The 22,765-nt window shown below is 60.3% G+C and carries 22 protein-coding genes; 15 read left to right on the top strand and 7 right to left on the bottom strand.

The features are described from left to right. Nucleotides 1–60: 60 nt before the first annotated feature. Both M0814_RS17175 and yaaA read right to left on the bottom strand, forming a co-directional pair. The gene (locus M0814_RS17175; protein ID WP_112997818.1) at nucleotides 61–1,377 is read right to left on the bottom strand and encodes a UDP-glucose/GDP-mannose dehydrogenase family protein; all 1,317 of its coding nucleotides are present in this window, start codon (nucleotides 1,375–1,377) and stop codon (nucleotides 61–63) included. 811 nt (nucleotides 1,378–2,188) lie between these two features. After that, on the bottom strand, nucleotides 2,189–2,968 hold the full coding sequence (yaaA, locus tag M0814_RS17170; protein ID WP_003221868.1) for a peroxide stress protein YaaA: 780 nt from the start codon (nucleotides 2,966–2,968) through the stop codon (nucleotides 2,189–2,191). A 265-nt stretch (nucleotides 2,969–3,233) separates the two neighbouring features. On the opposite strand from yaaA, the gene M0814_RS17165 reads away from it, so the two are divergent. The 6 genes from M0814_RS17165 (at nucleotide 3,234) to M0814_RS17140 (ending at nucleotide 8,545) form a co-directional block, all read left to right on the top strand. Then, entirely contained in the window at nucleotides 3,234–4,358 is a 1,125-nt protein-coding gene (locus tag M0814_RS17165; protein WP_103484927.1) for a polysaccharide deacetylase family protein, read from the top strand. A 337-nt stretch (nucleotides 4,359–4,695) separates the two neighbouring features. Next, nucleotides 4,696–6,090, top strand: coding sequence for a PhoH family protein (locus M0814_RS17160; protein WP_003221872.1), 1,395 nt, complete (start codon nucleotides 4,696–4,698; stop codon nucleotides 6,088–6,090). A 237-nt stretch (nucleotides 6,091–6,327) separates the two neighbouring features. Then, nucleotides 6,328–6,801 (top strand): cyclic pyranopterin monophosphate synthase MoaC, encoded by a 474-nt coding sequence (gene moaC / locus M0814_RS17155; RefSeq protein WP_095138249.1) that lies wholly within the window; start codon nucleotides 6,328–6,330, stop codon nucleotides 6,799–6,801. After that, entirely contained in the window at nucleotides 6,798–7,040 is a 243-nt protein-coding gene (gene moaD / locus M0814_RS17150; protein WP_003221876.1) for a molybdopterin converting factor subunit 1, read from the top strand. The genes moaC and moaD overlap by 4 nt, the downstream gene beginning before the upstream one ends. 3 nt (nucleotides 7,041–7,043) lie before the next feature. Next, entirely contained in the window at nucleotides 7,044–7,496 is a 453-nt protein-coding gene (gene moaE / locus M0814_RS17145) for a molybdopterin synthase catalytic subunit MoaE (RefSeq protein ID WP_103484926.1), read from the top strand. Nucleotides 7,497–7,768: 272 nt separating this feature from the next. Continuing rightward, nucleotides 7,769–8,545 (top strand): ABC transporter substrate-binding protein, encoded by a 777-nt coding sequence (locus tag M0814_RS17140; protein WP_103484925.1) that lies wholly within the window; start codon nucleotides 7,769–7,771, stop codon nucleotides 8,543–8,545. Between the two features lie 109 nt (nucleotides 8,546–8,654). Here the strand turns inward: M0814_RS17140 and M0814_RS17135 are convergent, their stop codons facing one another. The 5 genes from M0814_RS17135 to M0814_RS17115 form a co-directional block, all read right to left on the bottom strand. Continuing rightward, nucleotides 8,655–9,281 carry a transcriptional regulator gene (locus M0814_RS17135; RefSeq protein ID WP_003221883.1) on the bottom strand — a complete coding sequence of 209 codons (627 nt, stop codon included), beginning with the start codon at nucleotides 9,279–9,281 and terminating at the stop codon, nucleotides 8,655–8,657. Nucleotides 9,282–9,373: 92 nt separating this feature from the next. Continuing rightward, a complete protein-coding gene (locus M0814_RS17130; protein ID WP_003221885.1) occupies nucleotides 9,374–10,501 on the bottom strand; it encodes an FAD-binding oxidoreductase in 1,128 nt (375 codons plus the stop codon). A 149-nt stretch (nucleotides 10,502–10,650) separates the two neighbouring features. Beyond that, nucleotides 10,651–11,595, bottom strand: a complete 945-nt coding sequence (locus tag M0814_RS17125) for an ornithine cyclodeaminase family protein (protein ID WP_103484924.1) — start codon at nucleotides 11,593–11,595, stop codon at nucleotides 10,651–10,653. Nucleotides 11,596–11,732: 137 nt separating this feature from the next. Continuing rightward, on the bottom strand, nucleotides 11,733–13,205 hold the full coding sequence (gene rhlB / locus M0814_RS17120; RefSeq protein ID WP_003221889.1) for an ATP-dependent RNA helicase RhlB: 1,473 nt from the start codon (nucleotides 13,203–13,205) through the stop codon (nucleotides 11,733–11,735). A gap of 96 nt (nucleotides 13,206–13,301) precedes the next feature. Then, nucleotides 13,302–13,958 (bottom strand): alpha/beta fold hydrolase, encoded by a 657-nt coding sequence (locus M0814_RS17115; RefSeq protein ID WP_103484923.1) that lies wholly within the window; start codon nucleotides 13,956–13,958, stop codon nucleotides 13,302–13,304. A 468-nt stretch (nucleotides 13,959–14,426) separates the two neighbouring features. On the opposite strand from M0814_RS17115, the gene M0814_RS17110 reads away from it, so the two are divergent. From M0814_RS17110 to M0814_RS17070, 9 genes are all read left to right on the top strand, one after another. Further along, nucleotides 14,427–15,458, top strand: a complete 1,032-nt coding sequence (locus M0814_RS17110) for an amino acid ABC transporter substrate-binding protein (RefSeq protein ID WP_047292688.1) — start codon at nucleotides 14,427–14,429, stop codon at nucleotides 15,456–15,458. Nucleotides 15,459–15,523: 65 nt separating this feature from the next. Then, nucleotides 15,524–16,705: an amino acid ABC transporter permease gene (locus tag M0814_RS17105; RefSeq protein WP_103484922.1), complete on the top strand. Its 1,182-nt coding sequence runs from the start codon at nucleotides 15,524–15,526 to the stop codon at nucleotides 16,703–16,705. A 10-nt stretch (nucleotides 16,706–16,715) separates the two neighbouring features. Further along, nucleotides 16,716–17,813 (top strand): amino acid ABC transporter permease, encoded by a 1,098-nt coding sequence (locus M0814_RS17100; protein ID WP_003221895.1) that lies wholly within the window; start codon nucleotides 16,716–16,718, stop codon nucleotides 17,811–17,813. Nucleotides 17,814–17,826: 13 nt separating this feature from the next. Continuing rightward, nucleotides 17,827–18,591: an amino acid ABC transporter ATP-binding protein gene (locus M0814_RS17095; protein ID WP_003221897.1), complete on the top strand. Its 765-nt coding sequence runs from the start codon at nucleotides 17,827–17,829 to the stop codon at nucleotides 18,589–18,591. 136 nt (nucleotides 18,592–18,727) lie between these two features. After that, nucleotides 18,728–19,387 carry a FadR/GntR family transcriptional regulator gene (locus M0814_RS17090; protein ID WP_103484921.1) on the top strand — a complete coding sequence of 220 codons (660 nt, stop codon included), beginning with the start codon at nucleotides 18,728–18,730 and terminating at the stop codon, nucleotides 19,385–19,387. Next, the gene (locus tag M0814_RS17085; protein ID WP_103484920.1) at nucleotides 19,377–20,663 is read left to right on the top strand and encodes a CynX/NimT family MFS transporter; all 1,287 of its coding nucleotides are present in this window, start codon (nucleotides 19,377–19,379) and stop codon (nucleotides 20,661–20,663) included. Before M0814_RS17090 ends, M0814_RS17085 begins: the two co-directional genes overlap by 11 nt. A 236-nt stretch (nucleotides 20,664–20,899) precedes the next feature. Next, nucleotides 20,900–21,370, top strand: a complete 471-nt coding sequence (locus M0814_RS17080; protein ID WP_103484919.1) for a nuclear transport factor 2 family protein — start codon at nucleotides 20,900–20,902, stop codon at nucleotides 21,368–21,370. A gap of 39 nt (nucleotides 21,371–21,409) precedes the next feature. Continuing rightward, the gene (locus M0814_RS17075; RefSeq protein ID WP_003221903.1) at nucleotides 21,410–21,712 is read left to right on the top strand and encodes a GIY-YIG nuclease family protein; all 303 of its coding nucleotides are present in this window, start codon (nucleotides 21,410–21,412) and stop codon (nucleotides 21,710–21,712) included. An 84-nt stretch (nucleotides 21,713–21,796) separates the two neighbouring features. Then, nucleotides 21,797–22,732: a glutathione S-transferase family protein gene (locus M0814_RS17070; protein WP_103484918.1), complete on the top strand. Its 936-nt coding sequence runs from the start codon at nucleotides 21,797–21,799 to the stop codon at nucleotides 22,730–22,732. Nucleotides 22,733–22,765 lie beyond the last annotated feature (33 nt).

Raw genomic sequence — 22,765 nt, 5'->3', positions numbered from 1 at the left:
TGGGGTTAAGGCAGGCGAAGAACCGGCCGGGGGTTCAAATCCCCCGGCCGGAAGGCTGACTTACCAGCAGATACCTTCGGTGCGCGTACCGGCGTTGGTGGCTTTGGCCATGAAGCCGACCAGGTCGATGACCTGTTTGCCTTGCGGTGCTTCCTGAGCCAGCGCGCGGAATTTCTCGTCGCGGTTGCCGAGGATGATTACGTCGGAGTTGTCGACCACCGAATCGAAGTCCGAATTGAGCAGGGACGACACGTGCGGGATCTTCGACTCGATGTAGTCCTTGTTCGCGCCGTGAACACGGGCGTACTCGACGTTGCTGTCGTAGATGCTCAGGTCGTAGCCCTTGCCGATCAGCATCTCGGCCAGTTCCACCAGCGGGCTTTCGCGCAGGTCGTCGGTACCGGCCTTGAAACTCAGGCCGAGCAGGGCGACTTTGCGTTTGTCGTGGCTTTCAACGATGTCGAAGGCGTTCTGCACTTGCGATTCGTTGCTGCGCATCAGCGAGTTGAGCAGCGGCGCTTCGACGTCCAGCGAACCGGCACGGTAGGTCAGGGCGCGCACGTCTTTCGGCAGGCACGAGCCGCCGAAGGCGAAGCCCGGGCGCATGTAGTACTGGGACAGGTTGAGGGTCTTGTCCTGGCAGACCACGTCCATCACTTCACGACCATCGACGCCGACCGCTTTGGCGATGTTGCCGATCTCGTTGGCGAAGGTCACTTTGGTCGCGTGCCAGACGTTGCAGGTGTACTTGATCATTTCGGCGACAGCGATGTCCTTGCGGATGATCGGCGCGTCGAGTTCTTCGTACAGCGATTGCAGAACGTCGCCCGAGGCTTTGTCGAACTCGCCGATGACGGTCATCGGTGGCAGGTCGTAGTCCTTGATCGCGGTGGATTCACGCAGGAACTCCGGGTTGACCGCCACACCGAAGTCGACGCCGGCCTTTTTGCCCGAGCAGTCTTCGAGGATCGGGATCACCACGTTGGCGACGGTGCCCGGCAGCACGGTGCTGCGCACCACGATGGTGTGGCGGGTGGTTTTTTCCCGCAGCACGAAGCCGATCTCGCGGCATACCGCTTCGATGTAGTTCAGTTCCAGGTCGCCGTTCTTCTTGCTCGGCGTACCAACGCAGATCATCGACAGGTCGGTGTCACGAATCGCCTCGGCGAAGTTGGTCGTACCGCGCAGACGACCGGTCTCGATACCTTGCGCCAGCAGTTCGCCCAGACCCGGTTCAACAATCGGCGATTTGCCGGCGTTGATCATGTCGATCTTGTCTTTGGCAACATCGACGCCAACCACGTCGTGGCCCCGTGCAGACAGGCAACCGGCACACACTGCGCCAACGTAACCCAAACCAAATATGCTGATGCGCATCGCAATTACCTCTGTGTTTTATCAAGCCATTAGATGGCCGGAGTTAATGGTGTTCAGCGGTCATAGTGCACTCGAAAGTGCGGCATGCAGGCGCCACAATGCCGTGTGCAGGCATACTAAGTTCCGAGTGTCTAAATAAGTGCACTCAAGATGTGCGCAACTAGGCCTTAGTTGTTATGACTTGCCCTGTTATGCAGCTGATCTTCTTTTCGGAAGATGCTTGTGCATGTGTCTAGTCCACCTGATGTCGGGCGTAAGGCCCGTAGATCAAGCGGTTGGGTGCTCAGGCGAGCACATTTACAGGGGCGCAGCCTTGGCCGTGTAGAGGATGTTTATGGTGCGTTTCACCTATCCATCGTTAGTTGATCAGATGAGTGAACCATCTAGGCAAGTTGCTGTGACAACTTGGTTACATGGTTCTCCGCTCTGCGTAAGTTATCTCGTACAAACTCGGTGAGAATCGTTACCGGTGGTATGAGCTATGCATTTGGACATAGTTCCTACCCACTCATCGCGAAATCTGAAATTTTTTGAAATATTGACAAAGATGGCACTGGTCTCAATTTGATAGCACTTTCGATTTGGGCCTTTGTTAATCGGTGCGTAATCGAGCTAGATAGTTTTGTGCCACTACCGTAAAAAAATTTACGTGCCACTACTGAAAAAAAGTGCGGCTGTCGAGTGAAACTAAAATTAGAATTGGGGAGAACGATTTTATGGCGCCAATAAAACGGCGAAATGTGGCGAGGGATTTTTGACGTCGTGCGAGCTGCACGACTCTTTATAGAAAGAGTCGTGCAATGGGCATGCTTTATTCCGGAGCGTGATCGCGCAGAAACACCAGATTGTCCGGTTTCGACTGCTCGGCGCTGTAGCGATAACCCTGCACATCGAACTGTTTCAGGGCGGCCGGATCGTTGATCTGCTCCTGAATCACGAAACGGCTCATCAGGCCACGGGCCTTTTTCGCGTAGAAGCTGATGATCTTGTACTGGCCGTTCTTCAGATCCTTGAACTCGGTATTGATGATCCGCGCGTTCAGGGCGCTGCGCTTGACTGCCGAGAAGTACTCGTTGGACGCCAGGTTCAGCAGCACGTCGTCGCCTTGCTCGGCCAGCGCTTCGTTGAGCCATTCGCTGATGCGCGTGCCCCAGAACGCGTACAGATCCTTGCCACGGGCATTGGCCAGTTTGGTGCCCATTTCCAGACGATACGGTTGCATCAAATCCAGCGGACGCAACAGGCCATAGAGGCCGGAGAGCATGCGCAGATGCTTCTGCGCATAGTCGAACTGGGCTTCGCTGAACGATTGCGCATCGAGGCCGGTGTACACGTCACCCTTGAACGCGAGCAGGGCCTGCTTGGCGTTTTCCGGGGTGAAGGCGGGCGTCCAGCTGCCGAAGCGCGCGGCATTCAGGCCGCCAATCTTGTCGGACACGTGCATCAGTTCGCTGATCTGTGCCGGACTCAGTTCGCGCAGTTGCTGGATCAGCTCCTGGGAATGGTCCAGGTATTGCGGCTGGGTAAAGCGCTGGGTCGCCGGCGGTGTTTCGTAATCGAGGGTCTTGGCGGGGGAAATCACCATCAGCATGAAGTCGTCTCCTTTAATCGTGGGGGCGATTCTAGGGGGTTGGCCGAGTTGACTCCAGCTATCAAGCCCATAGGTGATCGACGGCTCGCCACATTTCCCTGTGGGAGGGGGCTTGCTCCCGAAGAGGCCGGGTCAGTCGCCATATTTGCTGAATGACACACCGCATTCGGGAGCAAGCCCCCTCCCGCAGGGAATCGGAGTGGCTGAGGGGAATCGCGCGGGATCAGCTATAGTGCCGCGCGGGTTTGGTTATGGAGACACCCCTTTGCGCATTGTTCTTTTATTCACCGCGTGGCTATTGAGCTTCGGGGCCATGGCGGCACCGGGTGATGTGGCGACGCTGGATCGCAGCACCTGGCCCGAACAACTGAGCAGCCCGACGCTGTTCGACGTTGCTTCGCGCGCGGAAATCCTCATGTTCGCCCGTGGCCTGCTCGGCACCGAAGCGCTGGACGAGGCCGCGCTGGCCCAGCGTCTGGGGTTGCGTACGGTCAACGTCGACGCGATCAGCCGCCTGCGTCAGCGGCTCTGGGAACGCCTGTTGGCTAACTACAACTTCGCCCAGCAAAGCTGCGATCAGGACGCCTCGTTCTGCTTCCTCGTCGAAGACCTGCCGACCCTGCGCGAGCAGGCCGCCAAGTTTGTGGTCAGCGATGACAGCTATTACACCAAGTGGGCCGAGCCGAGCCGCTTGTTCCATCTGCAGTACCTGGACGAGCTGATGCGCAAGGCCGCGCTGTCGCCGCAGACCAGCAGCGAAGTCGATCACTTTGGCGACTACGAGCGCAACGGCGACGAGATGCACGATCGGCTGTTTCTGCTGAGTTTCGACAGCGCCGCCAATCTGCAGCCGGACAACACCGACTGGATCGCCGACTACCTGCGCAAATCCAACCTCAGCGGCACGTTCTTCCTGTTGGGCAAGGATGTGCAGGCGCGGCTGGCCGATCGCTCGGTGAGCAACCTGCAATCGGAGTTCTCGAAGCAATGCGTCGGTGTTCAGGGCTGGGAGTTCCGCTCCCACAGCCACTGGCAGGACTGGCAGGACTCGGTGCGCCGCAGCAGCGATCTGGTAAAGAACAAGTTGCCGGAGAATTACGTACCACTGTTCCGTCCACCGGAAGGTCAGCGCCGCAGTGATGCCGGCAGCTTCTTCCGCAATCAGGGCCTGCAAGTGGCGCTGTGGGACATCGATGCCCAGGACGGTGCAGGCAAGCTCAAGGGCGCGCCGAGCGCGCAGCGGGTGCTGACCCTGATGCTGCTGTGGCGTCACGGGGTGATCAATTTCAACATGAAACAGGATGCGGTGAAGACCGCGTTGCCGTGGCTGATCACGCAAACTGCGCAAAGCGGCATCGGCTTTGAGGACTGTCAGGACGGGTTTCGCTGACAAACGGAAAAAGCCCGGAAACATTGGGCTTGGGGCGATTTTTCTAGAGAATTCGATGCAGGCGGACTTCCGACTTTAGCGGGGTCTGGACAGTCCGCCAAGGGCTTTTCGTCACTCTGCAAAATAAACTTAAAAAAACCGTCAAAGTGCTTTTTTATGTCATGGGTTTTGGAGTATTACGAAGACAGACCGCCGAAACCTGCAACACAGGTGGCGTCTTCCAAGACTCCTTTTGTGTGCAGTTCATCCAGGCCCTCGTGGATGAGTTCGGCAGTCACTTCGAGGCGCAGCACCGCCCAGGTATTGCGTCGAATGGCTCCCACAAAGGTGACCGAGTATGGATGATCACGGACGTAGCCCTTCTTCCAACCAGCCAATCCTTTATGTACTCGATACCAACGTATTGATTCACGATCCAAATGCCCTGCTGAATTTCGAAGAACACCACGTCGCGATCCCGATGACCGTGCTCGAAGAGCTGGACAAGCTCAAGAGCGGCCATCACAGCGTTGCTGCCGAATGCCGCCAGGCGATCCGGCTGATCGACAAGACCCTGGGCGATGCCTCCCCCGAGGATGTCGAACTGGGTGTGCCGATTCAGCGCGGCAAGGGCGGGCCGAAGGGCTTGCTGTCAATTCTGATGAGCAAACAGGCCGAGTCGAACCTGATTCTGCCCGAGCATCTGAACGACAACAAAATCATCAACCAACTGATCGACCTGCACACCCGTGATCCGAAGAAGGCCGTGGTGCTGGTCACCAAAGATATCAACATGCGCCTCAAGGCGCGCGCCTGCGGGATCGCGGCCGAGGACTACAGCACCGACCAACTGGTCGATGACGTGTCCCTGCTGCCCAACGGTTATCACAACATGACCGGCTCCTTCTGGGACCGCGTGAGCAAGGTTGAAACCCGTCAGGATCACGGCCGCACCTGGCATCAGGTACAGCTGATCGACAACCTGCCGGCGGTGCACATCAACGAGTTCATCATTGACGAACAAGGCTTTGTCGGCTGGATCAAGGAAATCCAGGAAGACAGGCTGCTGATCCTCGACCTGCACCAGGAACCGCTGCTGCATCAGGAAGCCTGGGGCCTCAAGCCACGCGACATCTACCAGAGCCTGGCGTTGTACGCCTTGCTTGATCCGGACATTCACCTGGTCAACCTGTCGGGTGCCGCCGGTTCCGGTAAAACGATTCTGGCGCTGGCCGCGGCCATCGAGCAGACCATGGTCAGCAAGCGCTATCGCCGGATCATCGCAACCCGCAGCGTGCAGGGCCTGGACCAGGAAATCGGCTTCCTGCCGGGCACCGAAGCGGAAAAAATGGAGCCTTGGCTGGGCGCCATCACCGACAACCTCGAAGCCTTGCACATGGATGACGAAAACACCCATGGCAGCGTCGACTACATCCTCAGCAAAGTGCCGTTGCAGTTCAAATCGCTCAACTACATTCGCGGTCGCAGCTTCCAGCAGAGCCTGATCCTGATCGACGAATGTCAGAACCTCACGCCGCACCAGATGAAAACCATCATCACCCGGGCCGGCGCCGGTTCCAAAGTGGTGTGCCTGGGCAACCTGGCACAGATCGACACCCCTTACCTGTCCGCGACCAGCTCCGGGCTGACTTACCTGACCGAACGCTTCAAGGATTTCCCCAACGGTGTGCACATCACCCTGCAAGGGGTGCCACGCTCGATTCTGGCCGAATACGCCGAATCGCATCTGTAACCCTCCATCAGAAAACGGGCGGCCTGACAGCCGCCCGTTTTTTATGGATGAACACATCACCCAATGTGGGAGCGGGCTTGCTCGCGAAAGCGGTGTGTCAGCCACCAAATGTGTGCCTGATACACCGCTTTCGCGAGCAAGCCCGCTCCCACAGGGGATAGTGGTGAATTCATAATCAGTGATGCGGAAATTTGACCCGCAGGTTTACAATCCACGCTCCTGATCAGGAGTAATCCCGTGCTGACTCATCTCGATTCCCAAGGTCGCGCCAACATGGTCGACGTCACCGAAAAAGCCGTGACGTTCCGTGAGGCGACCGCCCAGGCGCTGGTGCGCATGCTTCCTGAAACCCTGCAGATGATCGTCAGCGGCGGCCATCCCAAGGGCGACGTGTTTGCCGTGGCGCGCATTGCCGGCATTCAGGCAGCGAAGAAAACCAGCGATCTGATCCCGTTGTGCCATCCGCTGATGCTGACCGGGGTCAAGGTCGAACTCAGCGCTGAAGGTGACGACAGCGTGCGCATCGTCGCCCGCTGCAAACTGTCCGGGCAGACCGGCGTCGAGATGGAAGCGCTGACCGCTGCCAGCGTCGCCGCGCTGACCATTTACGACATGTGCAAAGCGGTGGACCGCGGCATGGTCATCGAAAGCGTGCGTCTGCTGGAGAAGGTCGGCGGCAAGAGCGGGCATTTCCAGGCGGAGCAGCCATGAACCTGACCGTGAAATTTTTCGCCCGTTACCGTGAAGCGCTGGGTGTGGACTCGGTCGCGGTCGAAGGCGATTTCGCCACTGTCGACGATGTGCGTGCGCTGCTCGCGCAACGCGAGGGCGCCGAGGTGTTGAGCGAACAGAACCTGATGTGCGCACGCAACGAAGATCTGTGTCAGCTCGACGAGCCGGTGAGCGACGGTGACGAAGTGGCGTTTTTCCCCACTGTGACCGGAGGCTGAGGCATGGCGATTCGGGTGCAGTCCACGGCGTTCGATCCCGGCGCTGAAGTCAACGCGATGCACGCGGCGAATGTCGGTGTCGGCGCGGTGGTGAGTTTTGTCGGCTACGTGCGCGACTTCAATGACGGGCTGGATGTGGCCGGGATGTTCCTTGAACATTATCCGGGCATGACCGAAAAAGCCCTTGGCAAGATCGCCGTCGAGGCCGAGCAGCGCTGGCCGCTGCTGAAGCTCGAAGTGCTGCACCGCATCGGCGCGCTGGAGCCGGGCGAGCCGATCGTGTTTGTCGGCGCCGCCAGCGCCCATCGCCAGGCGGCGTTCGACGCCTGCGCCTTTGTCATGGACTACCTGAAAACCCGCGCGCCGTTCTGGAAGAAAGAAACCACCAGCGATGGTCCGCGCTGGGTGGAAGGGCGTGACAGTGATCATGCCGCTGCGGATCGCTGGAAGAAGTAGTTTTTATAGCGCCTTCAAGTCCGTCTTCGCGAGCAAGCCCGCTCCCACAGGAGAACGCATTTCCAATGTGGGAGCGGGCTTGCTCGCGAAGAGGCCATCAGCATCGCCCCAGACTGAATGACACCGCATCGGATAGCGAGGCGGATCAATCTCTGCTGCCTGATTGACGATGTGTACGTTAAAGTCCAGTATGGATTTACAAGTACAAAAAAACCGTTCCAGCTCTTTTCTTCTGTCTTGCCAAACCAACAACAAACCGCGAGAAAACGAACATGAAGAAACTCCCCCTGATCACCGGTCTGGCCCTGAGCCTGTTGGCGTGCACCAGCTCATTCGCTGCCGAGAAAACCCTGCGCATCGGCATCGAAGCCGCTTATCCACCGTTCGCCTCGAAGACCGACAAGGGCGAGATCGTCGGTTTCGACTACGACATCGGCAACGCCCTGTGCGCGCAGATGAAGGTCAAGTGTGTGTGGGTCGAGGGAGAGTTCGATGGTCTGATTCCTTCGCTGAAAGTGAAGAAAATCGATATGGCGCTATCGTCGATGACCATCAACGATGACCGCAAGAAGTCGGTGGATTTCACCCACAAGTACTACTTCACTTCCTCGCGACTGGTGATGAAGGACGGCGCCACGGTCGATGATCGGTACGCCAGCCTCAAGGGCAAGACCGTCGGTGTGCAGCGCGCCACCACCACCGACCGTTATGCCACCGAGGTGTTTGAGCCCAAGGGCATCAACGTCAAACGCTACGGCAATAACGAAGAAATCTACATGGACCTGGCGGCCGGGCGGCTCGATGCGATTTTCGCCGACACCATTCCGCTGACCGACTTCCTGTCGATGCCGCGCGGCAAGGGTTATGCGTTTGTCGGGCCGGAGCTGAAGGATCCGAAGTACGTGGGCGAGGGCGCGGGGATCGCGGTGCGCAAGGGCAATACCGAGTTGGTCAGCGAGTTGAACACGGCCATCGACGGGATTCGTGCGAGTGGCGAGTATCAGACGATTTCCCAGAAGTACTTCAAGTCGGACATCTACGGCGACTGATCTACCGCTTTCGCGAGCAAGCTCGCTCCCACATTAGATTTATGGCATTCACAAATCCCTGTGGGAGCGAGCTTGCTCGCGAAGAGGCCGGAACTACCGATGAAAATCTCTAGCCCTTCAATTCCTTCAAATGCTTGTACACCGTCGCCCGCCCCATGTTCAGCACATTGGCCACATAGTTCGAGGCACTCTTGCCCTTGAACGCGCCCTCGGCGTGCAGGGCCAGCACCAGTTCGCGCTTGTGATCGCGGGTCAGCAGATTCAGGCTCAGTTGCCGCTCGCGCAGCCAGGCGTGGAGGAAGGTGTTGATGCGTTCCTGCCAGTCATCGCGGAACAGTGAATCCGGCTGCGGGATCAGTTTGCTTGGCGACAGGAACAGGTCCAGCGCAGCCTTGGCATTCTCGAACAGCGAAATATTCAGGTTGATGCACAGCACCGCCAGCGGCCGCTCGTCGCGGTCGCGCAGCACGGTGCTCAGGCTGCGAATCTTCTGGCCATCCCAATTGAGCTTTTCGTACGGGCCGATGTTGCGCTCGCTGACCTCCTCGCTGAGCATGTCTTCAAGCGACGAATCGTCACCGATCTCGCGCTTGGACAGGTTGTTGGCGATGTAGTCGACCTTCTGCGTGCGCAAGTCGTGCAGCACCACTTCGGCGTGGGGAAAGAACAGCGTGGCGATGGCGTCGGCGATGGCACGGAAGTTATCCAGGGCCGGATCGAATTCGGGGGCGGTCATGTTTGTGGAGCTCCAGGCGGCGTCAGCGCCCCCGTGCACGGGGGCGCTGCGAGTGTGCCGCAATCCGTTGGGCGCGTCATCCGCAGGGGCCTTCAGCGCAGCCGTGAGGGTGAGAGCATGGCGCTGCTCAGGCCGAACTGACGCAGATGCTCCGGCAACGCCTGCCCACGCACCAATGCCGCACTGGCCTGGCCCATGGCCGGTGAAGTCTGGATGCCGTAACCGCCCTGGGCCGCGACCCAGAACAACCCCGGTACCTGTGGATCGAAACCGCTGAGCAGATCGCCGTCGGCGACGAAGCTGCGCAGTCCGGCCCAGGTGCGGGTCGGACGGCGGATGGTCAGGGTCGTGGCCTCTTCGATCTGGTAGATGCCCATCGCGATGTCCAGCTCTTCCGGTTGCACGTCGTGGGGTTCGACCGGATCGGCGTTGGCCGGCGAGCCGAGGAACATCCCGGCGTCGGGCTTCATGTAGAACGATTCGTCGAGGCTGACCAGCATCGGCCAGTGATGAATGTCCACGCCCTCGGGGCCGGCGAAAATGAACGCCGCGCGGCGTTTCGGTTGCAGGCCCAGCGCTTGTGCGCCGGCCAGTGCGCCGATCTTGTCGGCCCAGGCGCCGGCGGCGTTGATGATGACCGGAGCGCTGAAGGTCTGGCCGTTGGTTTGCACCTGCCAGAGGCCATCGGCGTCACGTGTCAGGCCCAGCACCTCGCAATCGGTGTGCACTTCGCCGTTGTTGCGGCGGATACCGCGCAGGTAACCCTGATGTACCGCGTCGGTGTCGATGTCGGTGGCGGTTGGATCGTAGATCGCGCCGTGGACTTTTTCCCGACGCAAAATCGGCAGACGGGCGCAGGCTTCGTCGGCGCTGAGCAGTTGCATCTCTGGCACCGTGGCCTTGGCGCTGAGGTACTGGTTGTGCAGCTCGGCGGCATCACCGCTGAAATCCACGGTCATTTCACCGCGCGGCGTGAGCAATGGATGCTCGCAGAAGCCGCTCGGCGGATGGTCGAAAAACTCACGGCTGGCCAGCGTCAATGCTCGCACCTGCGGCGTGCCGTAGGCCGCGGAGTACAACGCGGCAGAGCGCCCGGTGGAGTGGTAGGCCGGATGCGATTCACGTTCGAGCACGATCACTTTGGCGTGGGGCGATAGCCAGAACCCGGTGGAAGCGCCGGCAATCCCGCCGCCGATGATGATGAAATCTGCCTGGCTCATGTAAATCTCCAGTGGCTCGCAATATTGGGAAATAGGCTGATCCCCTGTGGGAGCGAGCTTGCTCGCGAAGGCGATGTGTCATTCGGCCAATACGTTGCCTGACACGGCCTCTTCGCGAGCAGGCTCACTCCTACAGGGGATTTGTGGTGTTAGTTGGTCAAGTGATAAACCGCATTGGCCAGCGCAATGTCTTCCAGGCCCAGACCGATTGAACGGAAAAATACGTGACGCTCGTAACCGGGGCGCAGCACTTTCTCGCTGAGCAGGTCGGCGAGGTCGCCGACGATCAAGTCCTTGCTCCAGCCATGTTGTTCACTGGCGATCAACATTTCACCGGCCGACCCCGGCGTGGTCAGACGATAGTCGCAGAACACCTGCATGTCGCCCAGGCTCTGCGGCGGCACCTCATGGGCGCGTGGCGCGTTGGTGCTGATCGAGGTGATCAGCGCCGGTTTGGCCAACGCTGCGGGTTCGATCACCGGCCCGGCGGACGAGGTGCAGAGCATGATCACGTCCGCATCGTCGAGGGCGGTTTCGCGGCTGTCGGCAGTCTTCAGCCCCGGGAAAATTTCTTTCAGCAGTGCCTGGGTGTGCGCATCCTCAGACAGACTCGGCGAATACACGCTGATGTTCTGCCAGTCGCGCAGGCCTTTCACGTAATGCAGATGCGCCTGAGCGACCTTGCCGCTGCCGATGATCGCCAGTCGCGTGGCATTCAGCGGGGCGAGGGCATCGACCGCCACCGCCGTGGTCGCGGCGGTACGCGCGGTGGTCAGCTCGCCGGCATCGCACAACAGCAACGGCTGGCCGCTGTGCATCGACATCAGCAGCGTCCACGCCGTCACCAGTGGCCCTTGCTCGCGGACGATGTAGGGCGAGGTCTTGACCCCGTACACGCCGTCCTCGGCCAGCACCCCCAGATAATTGATGAAGTCGCCGGCGCCCTGTGGAAACTCGACCAATTGCTGCGCCGGTTGCACGGCGTGGCCGGCGGCGAGGTCGCGGAACAGTTTGCGCAGGATCTGCGGCACGTCGATGCGCGCCAGCAGCTCGCGGGCCTGGGTGTGGTCGATCACGTAGGGTGTACTGGACATGTCAGGCTCCGCGGTCTAGATATAAACTAATTTGTCCATTATGGACTTTTAGTTATCTATCGCAAGCGCCTGTTGAAAACCCCGGACAAAAAAAAGCGCAGGCCGTTGCCGGCTGCGCTTTTGGCGTTACAGGTCGCTTACTGCGGCTGCGGACGCTTGCGTTCCACTGCGCGCAACAGGTGCGTCGGCGGTGTTTCGCAGCTGATCTTGCGTCCGAGCTTCTCTTCGATCGACGGCAACTGGTAGGAGTCGTCTTCGCCGGCGAAGCTGATCGACACGCCGTCAGCGCCCGCGCGACCGGTGCGGCCGATGCGGTGCACGTAGTCGTCCGGGACTTCCGGCAGGGTGAAGTTGATCACGTGGCTGATGCCGTCGATGTGGATGCCGCGACCGGCGACATCGGTGGCCACCAGTACGCGGATCTTGCCTTCGCGGAAGCCTTCCAGGGTCTTGATGCGCTTGTGCTGCGGCACGTCGCCGGACAGTTGCGCGGCGTTGATGCCGTCGCGCACCAGGCGTTCTTCGATGCGGCGCACTTCATCCTTGCGGTTGGCGAAGACGATCACGCGCTCCCAGCCGTTATCGTTGACCAGGTTGTAGAGCAGTTTGTACTTGTCAGCCGCGGCCACCGCATAGATGTGCTGCTCGACGTTTTCGTTGGCCACGTTGGTGATTTCGATTTCGACGATCGCCGGATCGGTGGTCCATTGCTTGGCCAGGTTCATCACGTCTTCGGTGAAGGTCGCGGAGAACAACAGGGTCTGACGCTCGGACTTCGGCGGGGTCTGGCGAATGATCTGCCGCACTTGCGGGATGAAACCCATGTCGAGCATGCGGTCGGCTTCGTCTAGCACCATCACTTCGACCATGTCCAGGTGCACATCGCCGCGCTGGTTGAAGTCGAGCAGCCGGCCGGGGGTGGCGACGAGAATGTCGCAGTGGCGCGCTTCGAGGTGCTTGAGCTGCTTGTCGAAGTCCATGCCGCCAACGAACGTCATCACGTTGAGGCCGGTGTATTTGGTCAGGTCGGCAGCGTCCTTGGCGATCTGCACCACCAGCTCACGGGTCGGCGCGATGATCAGCGCACGGGGTTCGCCCATGTAGCGTTCTTTCGGCGGTGGCGTCTGCAACAACTGAGTGATGATCGAGATCAGGAACGCGGCGGTCTTGCCGGTGCCGGTCTGCGCGCGGCCGATGGCGTCTTTGCCGGCGAGGGTGAAGCCCAGCACCTGCGCCTGGATCGGCGTGCAGTATGGAAAGCCCAGATCCTGGATGGCGTGCATCAGTTCCGGCGCGAGTTTGAAATCGTGGAAGCGGGTTTTGCCTTCCTGGGGTTCGACGACGAAGTCTTCGAGTTTCCAGGGAATGACCGGTGCCTTGGGCTTCGGTTCGCGGCGCGGTCTGGCCGGTTTCGCTGCTTCGGCGCGAACCGGTTCGGCGGCGATGGCGGGTTGCGGCTCGGGCTCGGGTGTCGCTACCGGTGCCGGACGTTCAACCTTGGGCGCATCGCTGCGAGGGCCGGGGGCGTGCGACGGCGCACTGGGGACTGGCGCGAGCTGCTCAGCCTCGCTTTTACCGAACATTTTCTTGAGTGCTTCGAGCACGGTCATCTCATCAATTGGTTAAGGAATGTACGCCGGCCAGTGTAATGCAAGAAACGGGCGCGGCGTAGTGGGATGATCAAAGCGGTCCGGCAAGCGGCCGAATCAGCGCAGGCGCTCACTCAGCCAGACGCCGATGTCGCGAATTTCTTCGGGTAACACTTCGTGCTCCATTGGGTATTCCTGCCATGTCACGGTGACACCATGCTTGTTTAAATGCTCGTAAGCGCTGCGGCCCATGGCGTTGAGTACCACGCCATCGCGTTGGCCGTGCAAGCAAAGGGCGGGAATGCGCTGCTGGCTGGCGGAAAGCTCCATCTCGTCGGTGAAGGTCGGGGCATAGGTGGAGAGGGCAAGTACGCCACCCAAAGGACCTTGCCACTTTATATAAGCGGTGTGCAGCACCACGGCGCCGCCCTGGGAAAACCCGGCGAGAAAAATCCGCGAAGCGTCTATTCCGCTGGCGCGCTCCTTTTCGATCAATTCAATGATGCGATCCGCTGACGCTTCCAACTGGTCACGGTCAATCGACCGCGCCGGGCTCATGGCCTTTATGTCGTACCAGCTCGGCATCGCGTAACCGCCGTTGATGGTGACGGGCAGGGTCGGCGCTTGCGGCAATACGAAGCGGGTCGTCAGCAGGCTTTCCTGCAGCGCTTCGGCCACCGGCAGGAAATCATAGCGGTCAGCGCCGAGGCCGTGCAGCCAGATAACGCAGGCGTCTGCGGGCTTTACGGGTTCAAGAATCAGGGGCTCGGTCATGGCTGCTCCAAAAATGTGCGGGCGCTCTCAATAAGTGCGTGATTTGCGTGCGCGCCCGGTCGATCAGTTAACAAGATGTCGCAAGGCTACAAGTTTTGCTCTTGACCTGTCGCACAATCGCTTCAGCAAGCGGTGTGGTACGGGCTTTGCTATGGAGGATTCTGTACGACGCGTCCTACGCCTTGCGGTAACACTATCAGTGTACGACTTGCGACGGGATTGCAAAGAATCCGGTGATGGATGTTCGCCAATGGCCGCTACGGGCAAAGCGAACGTGGAAGGGCTACAGCCCGTTCGGCCGACTGGTGAGAAGTGAGTTGTCCATGATGTGGATTTTCTCCTACTAGACTCATAGCGAAGGTCTTACGTCGGTTGACCCCAAAAAAAGCCAACACGGGTCAACAACGCCTCAAAAGGGTGCGACTGGACTCAAGCTCCGACACAACAAGAGCAAAACTGGAGGTTTGAATGAAGATGTTGAAATCCACTCTGGCGGTCGTGACTGCTGCAGCAGTACTCGGCGTCAGCGGGTTCGCTCAGGCGGGTGCAACCCTGGATGCCGTGCAGAAGAAAGGTTTCGTGCAATGTGGCGTGAGCGACGGTCTGCCGGGTTTCTCGGTACCGGACGCTTCGGGCAAGATCCTCGGGATCGACGCTGACGTTTGCCGCGCTGTGGCCGCTGCGGTATTCGGCGACGCCAACAAGGTCAAGTTCAGCCAGTTGAACGCCAAGGAGCGCTTCACCGCGCTGCAGTCCGGCGAAATCGACCTGCTCTCGCGCAACACCACCATGACCAGCTCGCGTGACGCCGGCATGGGCCTGAAATTCCCGGGCTTCATCACTTACTACGACGGCGTGGGCTTCCTGGCCAACAACAAGCTGGGCGTGAAAAGTGCCAAGGAACTGGACGGTGCAACCATCTGCATCCAGGCCGGTACCACCACCGAACTGAACGTGTCCGACTACTTCCGTGCCAACGGCCTGAAGTACACCCCGATCACATTCGACACCTCCGATGAAAGCGCCAAGTCGCTGGAATCCGGTCGTTGCGACGTGCTGACCTCCGACAAGTCGCAGTTGTACGCACAGCGCAGCAAACTGGCTTCGCCAAAAGACTACGTGGTACTGCCGGAAACCATCTCCAAAGAACCGCTGGGCCCGGTCGTGCGTAACGGCGACGACGAGTGGCTGGCGATCGTTCGCTGGGTTGGCTACGCGCTGCTGAACGCTGAAGAAGCCGGCGTGACGTCGAAAAACGTATTGGAAGAAGCCAAATCCACCAAGAACCCGGACGTCGCTCGTCTGCTGGGTGCTGACGGTGAATACGGCAAGGACCTGAAACTGCCGAAGGACTGGGTTGTGAAAATCGTTTCGCAGGTCGGTAACTACGGTGAAATCTTCGAGAAAAACCTCGGCAAGAGCACTCCGCTGGAAATCGACCGTGGCCTGAACGCGCTGTGGACCAACGGCGGCATTCAGTACGCACCACCAGTGCGCTAATGGTTCTATCACCCGGCGGGCCAACCGCCGGGTGATGTTCTGTTCCATTTCTTCCGGGGCACTTCATGCAAAATTCAATCGGCGCACCAAAGCAGAGGTTCAGCCTCAGCGATCCGCGAGTGCGTGCGTGGCTGTTTCAGATCATCACCGTCGTGGCGGTGGTCGCCATGGGCTGGTATCTGTTCGACAACACCCAGACCAACCTGCAGCACCGGGGCATCACTTCCGGTTTCGGCTTTCTGGAGCGCAGTGCCGGGTTCGGCATCGCTCAACACCTGATTTCCTACACCGAAGCGGACAGCTATGCCCGGGTGTTCGTGATCGGTTTGCTCAACACCCTGCTGGTGACCGTCATCGGCGTGATCCTGGCGACCCTGCTGGGCTTCATCATCGGTGTGGCGCGGCTGTCGCCGAACTGGATCATCAGCAAACTGGCGACCGTGTATGTGGAAGTGTTCCGCAACATTCCGCCGCTGCTGCAGATTCTGTTCTGGTACTTCGCGGTGTTCCTGACCATGCCGGGACCGCGTAACAGCCATAACTTCGGCGACACCTTCTTCGTCAGCAGCCGGGGCCTGAACATGCCGGCCGCGCAAATGGCTGACGGCTTCTGGGCGTTCGTCATCAGTGTGGTGCTGGCCATCGTCGCCATCGTGCTGATGTGCCGCTGGGCCAACAAGCGTTTCGAAGACACCGGCGTACCGTTCCACAAATTCTGGACCGGCGTGGCGATCCTGCTGGTACTCCCGACCCTGTGCGCACTGATCTTCGGCGCGCCGCTGCACTGGGAAATGCCGCAACTCAAGGGCTTCAACTTCGTGGGGGGCTGGGTGCTGATCCCGGAACTGCTCGCGTTGACCCTGGCGCTGACCGTGTACACCGCAGCGTTCATTGCGGAAATTGTCCGTTCGGGGATCAAGTCGGTCAGCCATGGTCAGACCGAAGCGGCGCGTTCGCTCGGCCTGCGCAACGGCCCGACCCTGCGCAAGGTGATCATTCCGCAAGCCCTGCGAGTGATCATTCCGCCGCTGACCAGCCAATACCTGAATCTGGCGAAGAACTCGTCGCTGGCCGCCGGTATCGGTTATCCGGAAATGGTTTCGCTGTTCGCCGGCACCGTGCTCAACCAGACCGGTCAGGCGATCGAAGTCATTGCCATCACCATGAGCGTGTACCTGGCGATCAGTATCAGCATTTCCCTGCTGATGAACTGGTACAACAAGCGCATTGCGCTGATCGAGCGGTGAGGAAACGCGCATGACAACCCATACTTTCAAACCCGACATGCCACCGCCGGCCAAGGTCTTCGGCCCGATGGCCTGGATACGCGCCAACATGTTCTCCAGCTGGCTCAACACCCTGCTGACCCTGTTCGCGTTCTACCTGATCTACCTGGTGGTCCCACCGATCCTCAGTTGGGCGATCCTCGATGCCAATTGGGTCGGCACCACCCGCGCCGACTGCACCAAGGACGGCGCCTGCTGGGTGTTCATTCAGCAGCGTTTCGGCCAGTTCATGTACGGCTACTACCCGGCGGAACTGCGCTGGCGCGTCGACCTGACCGTGTGGCTGGCGGTGATCGGCGTGGCACCACTGTTTATCAAACGCGTGGCGCACAAAGCCGTGTACGGCCTGAGCTTCCTGGTGATCTACCCGATCGTCGCGTGGTGCCTGCTGCATGGCGGCGTGTTCGGCCTCGACACCGTGGCGACCAGCCAGTGGGGCGGCCTGATGCTGACGCTGGTCATTGCCACCGTGGGTATCGCCGGCGCTTTGCCGCTGGGGATCATTCTGGCGCTGGGCCGTCGCTCGAACATGCCGGCGATTCGCGTGGTCTGCGTGACCTTCATCGAGTTCTGGCGCGGCGTGCCGTTGATCACGGTGCTGTTCATGTCCTCGGTAATGCTGCCGCTGTTCCTGCCCGAAGGCATGAACTTCGACAAGCTGCTGCGGGCGCTGATCGGCGTGATTCTGTTCCAGTCGGCCTACGTTGCCGAAGTGGTGCGCGGCGGTCTGCAAGCGATCCCCAAAGGTCAGTACGAAGCGGCTGCGGCGATGGGCCTCGGTTACTGGCGCGCGATGGGCCTGGTGATTCTGCCGCAAGCCCTGAAGCTGGTGATTCCGGGCATCGTCAACACGTTTATTGCGCTGTTCAAGGACACCAGCCTGGTGATCATCATCGGCCTGTTCGACCTGCTCAACAGCGTCAAACAAGCCGCTGCCGACCCGAAATGGCTGGGCATGGCCACCGAAGGCTACGTGTTCGCCGCCCTGGTGTTCTGGATTTTCTGTTTTGGTATGTCGCGCTATTCCATGCATCTGGAACGCAAGCTCGACACTGGCCACAAGCGTTAGGAGTTCTCGGTAAATGAGCGAAGCAATCAAAAAGCCTGTGGGCCCTGAAGGCATTATTCAGATGCAGGGCGTGAACAAGTGGTACGGCCAGTTCCATGTGCTGAAAGACATCAACCTCAACGTCAAACAGGGCGAGCGTATCGTTCTGTGCGGCCCGTCGGGTTCCGGCAAGTCGACCACCATCCGCTGCCTCAACCGTCTGGAAGAGCACCAGCAGGGGCGCATCGTCGTCGACGGCGTGGAACTGACCAACGACCTCAAGCAGATCGAAGCGATCCGCCGTGAAGTCGGCATGGTGTTCCAGCACTTCAACCTGTTCCCGCACCTGACCATCCTGCAGAACTGCACGCTGGCGCCGATGTGGGTGCGCAAGATGCCCAAGCGCAAGGCCGAGGAAATCGCCATGCATTATCTGGAGCGCGTACGCATTCCGGAGCAGGCGCATAAATTCCCGGGGCAACTGTCCGGCGGTCAGCAACAGCGCGTGGCGATTGCTCGCGCACTGTGCATGAAACCGAAAATCATGCTGTTCGACGAACCGACCTCGGCCCTCGACCCGGAGATGGTCAAAGAGGTGCTGGACACCATGATCGGCCTCGCCGAGGACGGCATGACCATGCTCTGCGTGACCCACGAAATGGGCTTCGCCCGCACCGTGGCCAACCGCGTGATCTTCATGGACAAGGGCGAAATCGTCGAGCAGGCAGCACCGAACGACTTCTTCGACAACCCGCAGAATGACCGCACCAAACTGTTCCTGAGCCAGATCCTGCATTGATCTAATTCAGGCAGTGAAATAAACCCGGACCTGTTCCGGGTTTATTTTTGCCCGCGATTTGCCCCTTGTGCCGATTCGGTTGCCTGACTACCATGTCAGGAAATTCATCCTATGATTGGATGAAAGGGCGAATTTCATGACAGACATCTCACCTTTGATCAAGCGATCCCTGGTCGATCAGGCCCTGGATCAGCTGCGCCAGCGCATCACCGATGGCGTGTGGCAGGTCGGCGAACGGCTGCCGACCGAGCCGGAGCTGTGCAGCGAGTTGGGCATCAGCCGCAACACCGTGCGCGAAGCCATGCGCGTGCTGGCGTTTTCCGGGTTGATCGAAATCCGTCAGGGTGACGGCAGTTATCTGCGCGCAGTGGTCGATCCGATGGACACGCTCAAGGCGTTGTCCCGTTGCTCGCTGGAGCAGGCGCGCGAAACCCGGCACATCCTTGAAGTCGAGGCGATTGGCCTGGCCGCGTTGCGCCGCACCGATGAAGATCTGGTGGCACTGCGCGAAGCGCTCGGCACCAGCGGCAGCCACTACCACGGCGATCTCGACACTTACATTTCCTGCGATCTGGTGTTCCACCGCCGTCTGGTGGACGCCGCGCACAACCCCACCCTCAGCGAGTTGTATCGCTATTTCTCCAGCATCGTCGGCGCGCAATTGCGCCAGACGCTGAACATCGTCCCGCGCCGTCAGGAAGTGTTCGACCTGCACATCGAGTTGCTCGATGCCGTCGAACAACGCGACCCGGAGCGGGCCAAAGCCATATCGAGGCAGTTGATCAATGAACCTTGAAACCGAGAACAACCTCTCAACCCCCAAGCGCACGGCAGAACTCGAAGAGCTACTGATCGACGCCGAGGCCGACGACGAACAGGTGCAGCAAAGCCATCCGCTGGTGCGCCGCCCGTGGCTGTTGCTGCTGGGGCTGATTCTGGTGGCGCTGAACCTGCGCCCGGCGCTGTCGAGCATGGCGCCGCTGCTCAGCGAAGTGTCGAAAAGCCTTGGCCTGTCTGCTGCGCAGGCCGGTTTGCTGACCACGTTGCCGGTGCTGTGCCTGGGCCTGTTCGCACCGCTGGCGCCGATACTGGCGCGGCGTTTCGGCGCTGAACGGGTGGTGCTGGGGATTCTGCTGACCCTGGCCGCCGGCATCATTGTGCGCAGTAACTTCGGTGAGATCGGCCTGTTCGCCGGCAGTGTTCTCGGTGGCGCGAGCATCGGCATTATCGGCGTGCTGCTGCCGGGCATCGTCAAACGCGACTTCGCCAAACACGCCGGAACCATGACCGGCGTCTACACCATGGCCCTGTGCCTCGGTGCGGCAATGGCCGCGGGTTCGACCGTGCCGTTGAGCGAGCACTTCGACCACAGCTGGGCGCTGGGCCTGGGTTTCTGGGTGATCCCGGCGCTGGTGGCGGCGCTGTTCTGGCTGCCGCAGATTGGGCAGAAACACGGCGCGCACCACGTCGCCTATCGGGTGCGTGGGCTGTTGCGCGATCCGCTGGCCTGGCAAGTGACCTTGTACATGGGCCTGCAATCGTCGCTGGCGTACATCGTGTTCGGCTGGTTGCCGTCGATCCTGATCGGCCGCGGGCTGACCCCGACCCAGGCCGGGCTGGTGCTGTCCGGTTCGGTGATCATCCAGCTCGCCAGTTCGCTGGCGGCGCCGTGGCTGGCGACCCGTGGCAAGGATCAGCGGCTGGCGATCGTGGTGGTGATGGCGCTGACCCTCGGTGGTCTGTTCGGTTGCCTGTATGCACCGATTGAAGGCCTGTGGGGCTGGGCGATTCTGCTGGGCCTGGGGCAGGGCGGTACGTTCAGCCTGGCGCTGACTTTGATCGTGCTGCGCTCACGGGATTCGCACGTCGCGGCGAACCTGTCGAGCATGTCCCAGGGCTTCGGTTATACGCTGGCTTCGATGGGACCGTTCGCGGTCGGCGTGGTGCATGACTGGACGGGCGGCTGGAATGCGGTGGGCTGGATTTTCGGCATCATCGGCACCGGGGCGATCATTGCCGGGCTGGGTGCCGGCCGCTCGCTGTACGTGCAAGTGCAAAGCGAAAAAATCTGACGCGTAGCCCTTTTTTGGGGCCAGTGATATCCCATGTGGGAGCGAGCCTGCTCGCGAAGACGGTGGTTCAGGCACAGATCATGTTGAATGTGCCGGCCTCTTCGCGAGCAAGCTCGCTCCCACAGTTTTTGCGGTGCTTTAAATCTTGCGTGGTATTCGCTGCGCGAATGCCGATAGTGTTTCTGCGATTTGCAGCTTATCGTGCTGGCAATCTGTCCATTTCCTGGAGTTTGCCCATGAGCGAAGCCCACGCCGCCCTGATCACCCGCTTCTACCAGGCCTTCCAGCGCCTCGACGCCGAGGCCATGGCCGCCTGCTACACCGACGATGTGGTGTTCAGCGATCCGGCCTTCGGTGAACTGCGCGGGCGCGATGCCGGCGACATGTGGCGCATGCTTACCACCCGCGCCAAGGACTTCTCCCTGACTTTCGACGATGTCCGCGCCGACGAACGCAGCGGCGGCGCGCACTGGGTGGCGACTTACCTGTTCAGCCAGACCGGCAACGTGGTGATCAACGATATACAGGCGCGCTTCGTCTTTCGTGACGGCAAGATCTGCGAGCACCACGACCACTTCGACCTGTGGCGCTGGTCGCGGCAGGCGTTGGGTTTCAAAGGCTTGCTGCTGGGCTGGACGCCACTGGTGCGCAACGCCGTCCGTGCGCAGGCGCTGAAAGGGCTGAAGGCATTTCAGGCCGGTCGCTGATAAGATCGCGGCCTGTTTCCTACACGTCCAGATCCCGAAGTGACCAGCCTCAGCGAAAAACCACTTGATGTCGTCGAGCCAGTGAGCAAGTCCTGGTTCGTCTACCTCGTGCGCGCGGCCAACGGTTCGCTGTATTGCGGGATCAGCGACGACCCGGTGCGCCGCTTCGCCAAGCATCAGAGCGGCAAGGGCGCGCGCTTCTTCCTGTCCAGCCCGGCGATGGCGCTGGTCTACACCGAACGTTGCCGCGACAAGAGCGATGCGTTGCGTCAGGAACGCTTGATCAAGAAGCTGCGCAAGAGCGCCAAGGAATGCCTGGTCGCGTCTTATCAATCTGACTGATTGGTTCCCATCAGCCAGATCTGTAGGCTGCTATCCAAATGCACGCTAAGCTGCTGACTCACTTTTTGTGCGGCGGAGCCGAGCATGTCCGAGTTGATTCTGCATCATTACCCGACCTCTCCATTTGCCGAAAAGGCCCGCCTGCTGTTGGGCTTCAAAGGCTTGTCCTGGCGCTCGGTGCACATCTCGCCGGTGATGCCCAAGCCGGATCTGACCGCGCTTACTGGCGGCTACCGCAAGACCCCGGTGTTGCAGATCGGTGCCGATATCTATTGCGACACGTCGTTGATCGCCCGTCGTCTGGAGCAGGAAAAAGCCCTGCCGGCGTTCTTCCCTGAAGGTCAGGAAATGACCAGTGCCAGCTTCGCGGCGTGGGCCGATTCGGTGGTGTTCCAGCACGCGGTCAGTCTGGTGTTCCAGCCGGAATCGGTCGCCGTGCGTTTCGGCAAGTTGCCGCCGGAAGCGATCAAGGCCTTTATCGCTGACCGTGCCGGGCTGTTCAGTGGCGGCAGCGCCACGCGGCTGTCGGCCGAGCAGGCCAAGCATCAGTGGCCAACGCTCATGGCGCGGCTGGAGCAGCAGTTGCAGCGTGAGCAGGGCGACTTCCTGTTCGGTGAGCCGTCGATTGCCGACTTCGCTCTGGCGCATCCGCTGTGGTTCCTCAAGGCGACGCACGTTACTGCGCCGTTGGTGGACGAGTATCCGGCCGTCGCTGCGTGGCTGGGGCGCGTGTTGGGCTTTGGTCATGGTGCGGCGAGTGAGATGACGGCCGAGGAAGCGCTGGAAGTGGCGCGCAGTTCGACGCCGGCGGCGTTGCCGGATGAGCGGTTTGAAGATCCGAACGGCTTCAAGGCCGGGCAGCAGGTGGCGATTGCCGCCACAGACTACGGGGTCGATCCGGTGGTGGGCGAGTTGCTGTTTGCCGGCCGCGAAGAGCTGATCCTGCGCCGCGAAGACCCGCGTGGCGGCGTGGTGCATGTGCACTTCCCGCGCTTTGGTTTCCGCATCGAAGCCAAGTAACGGTTACACACAACATACTGTGGCGAGGGAGCT

Source organism: Pseudomonas sp. MWU12-2020, assembly GCF_023100605.1.
In the GTDB taxonomy this organism is placed as follows: domain Bacteria; phylum Pseudomonadota; class Gammaproteobacteria; order Pseudomonadales; family Pseudomonadaceae; genus Aquipseudomonas; species Aquipseudomonas fluorescens_H.
Note: the sequence above shows the minus strand (reverse complement) of the source record. Positions and strands in the feature narration are given on the sequence as shown.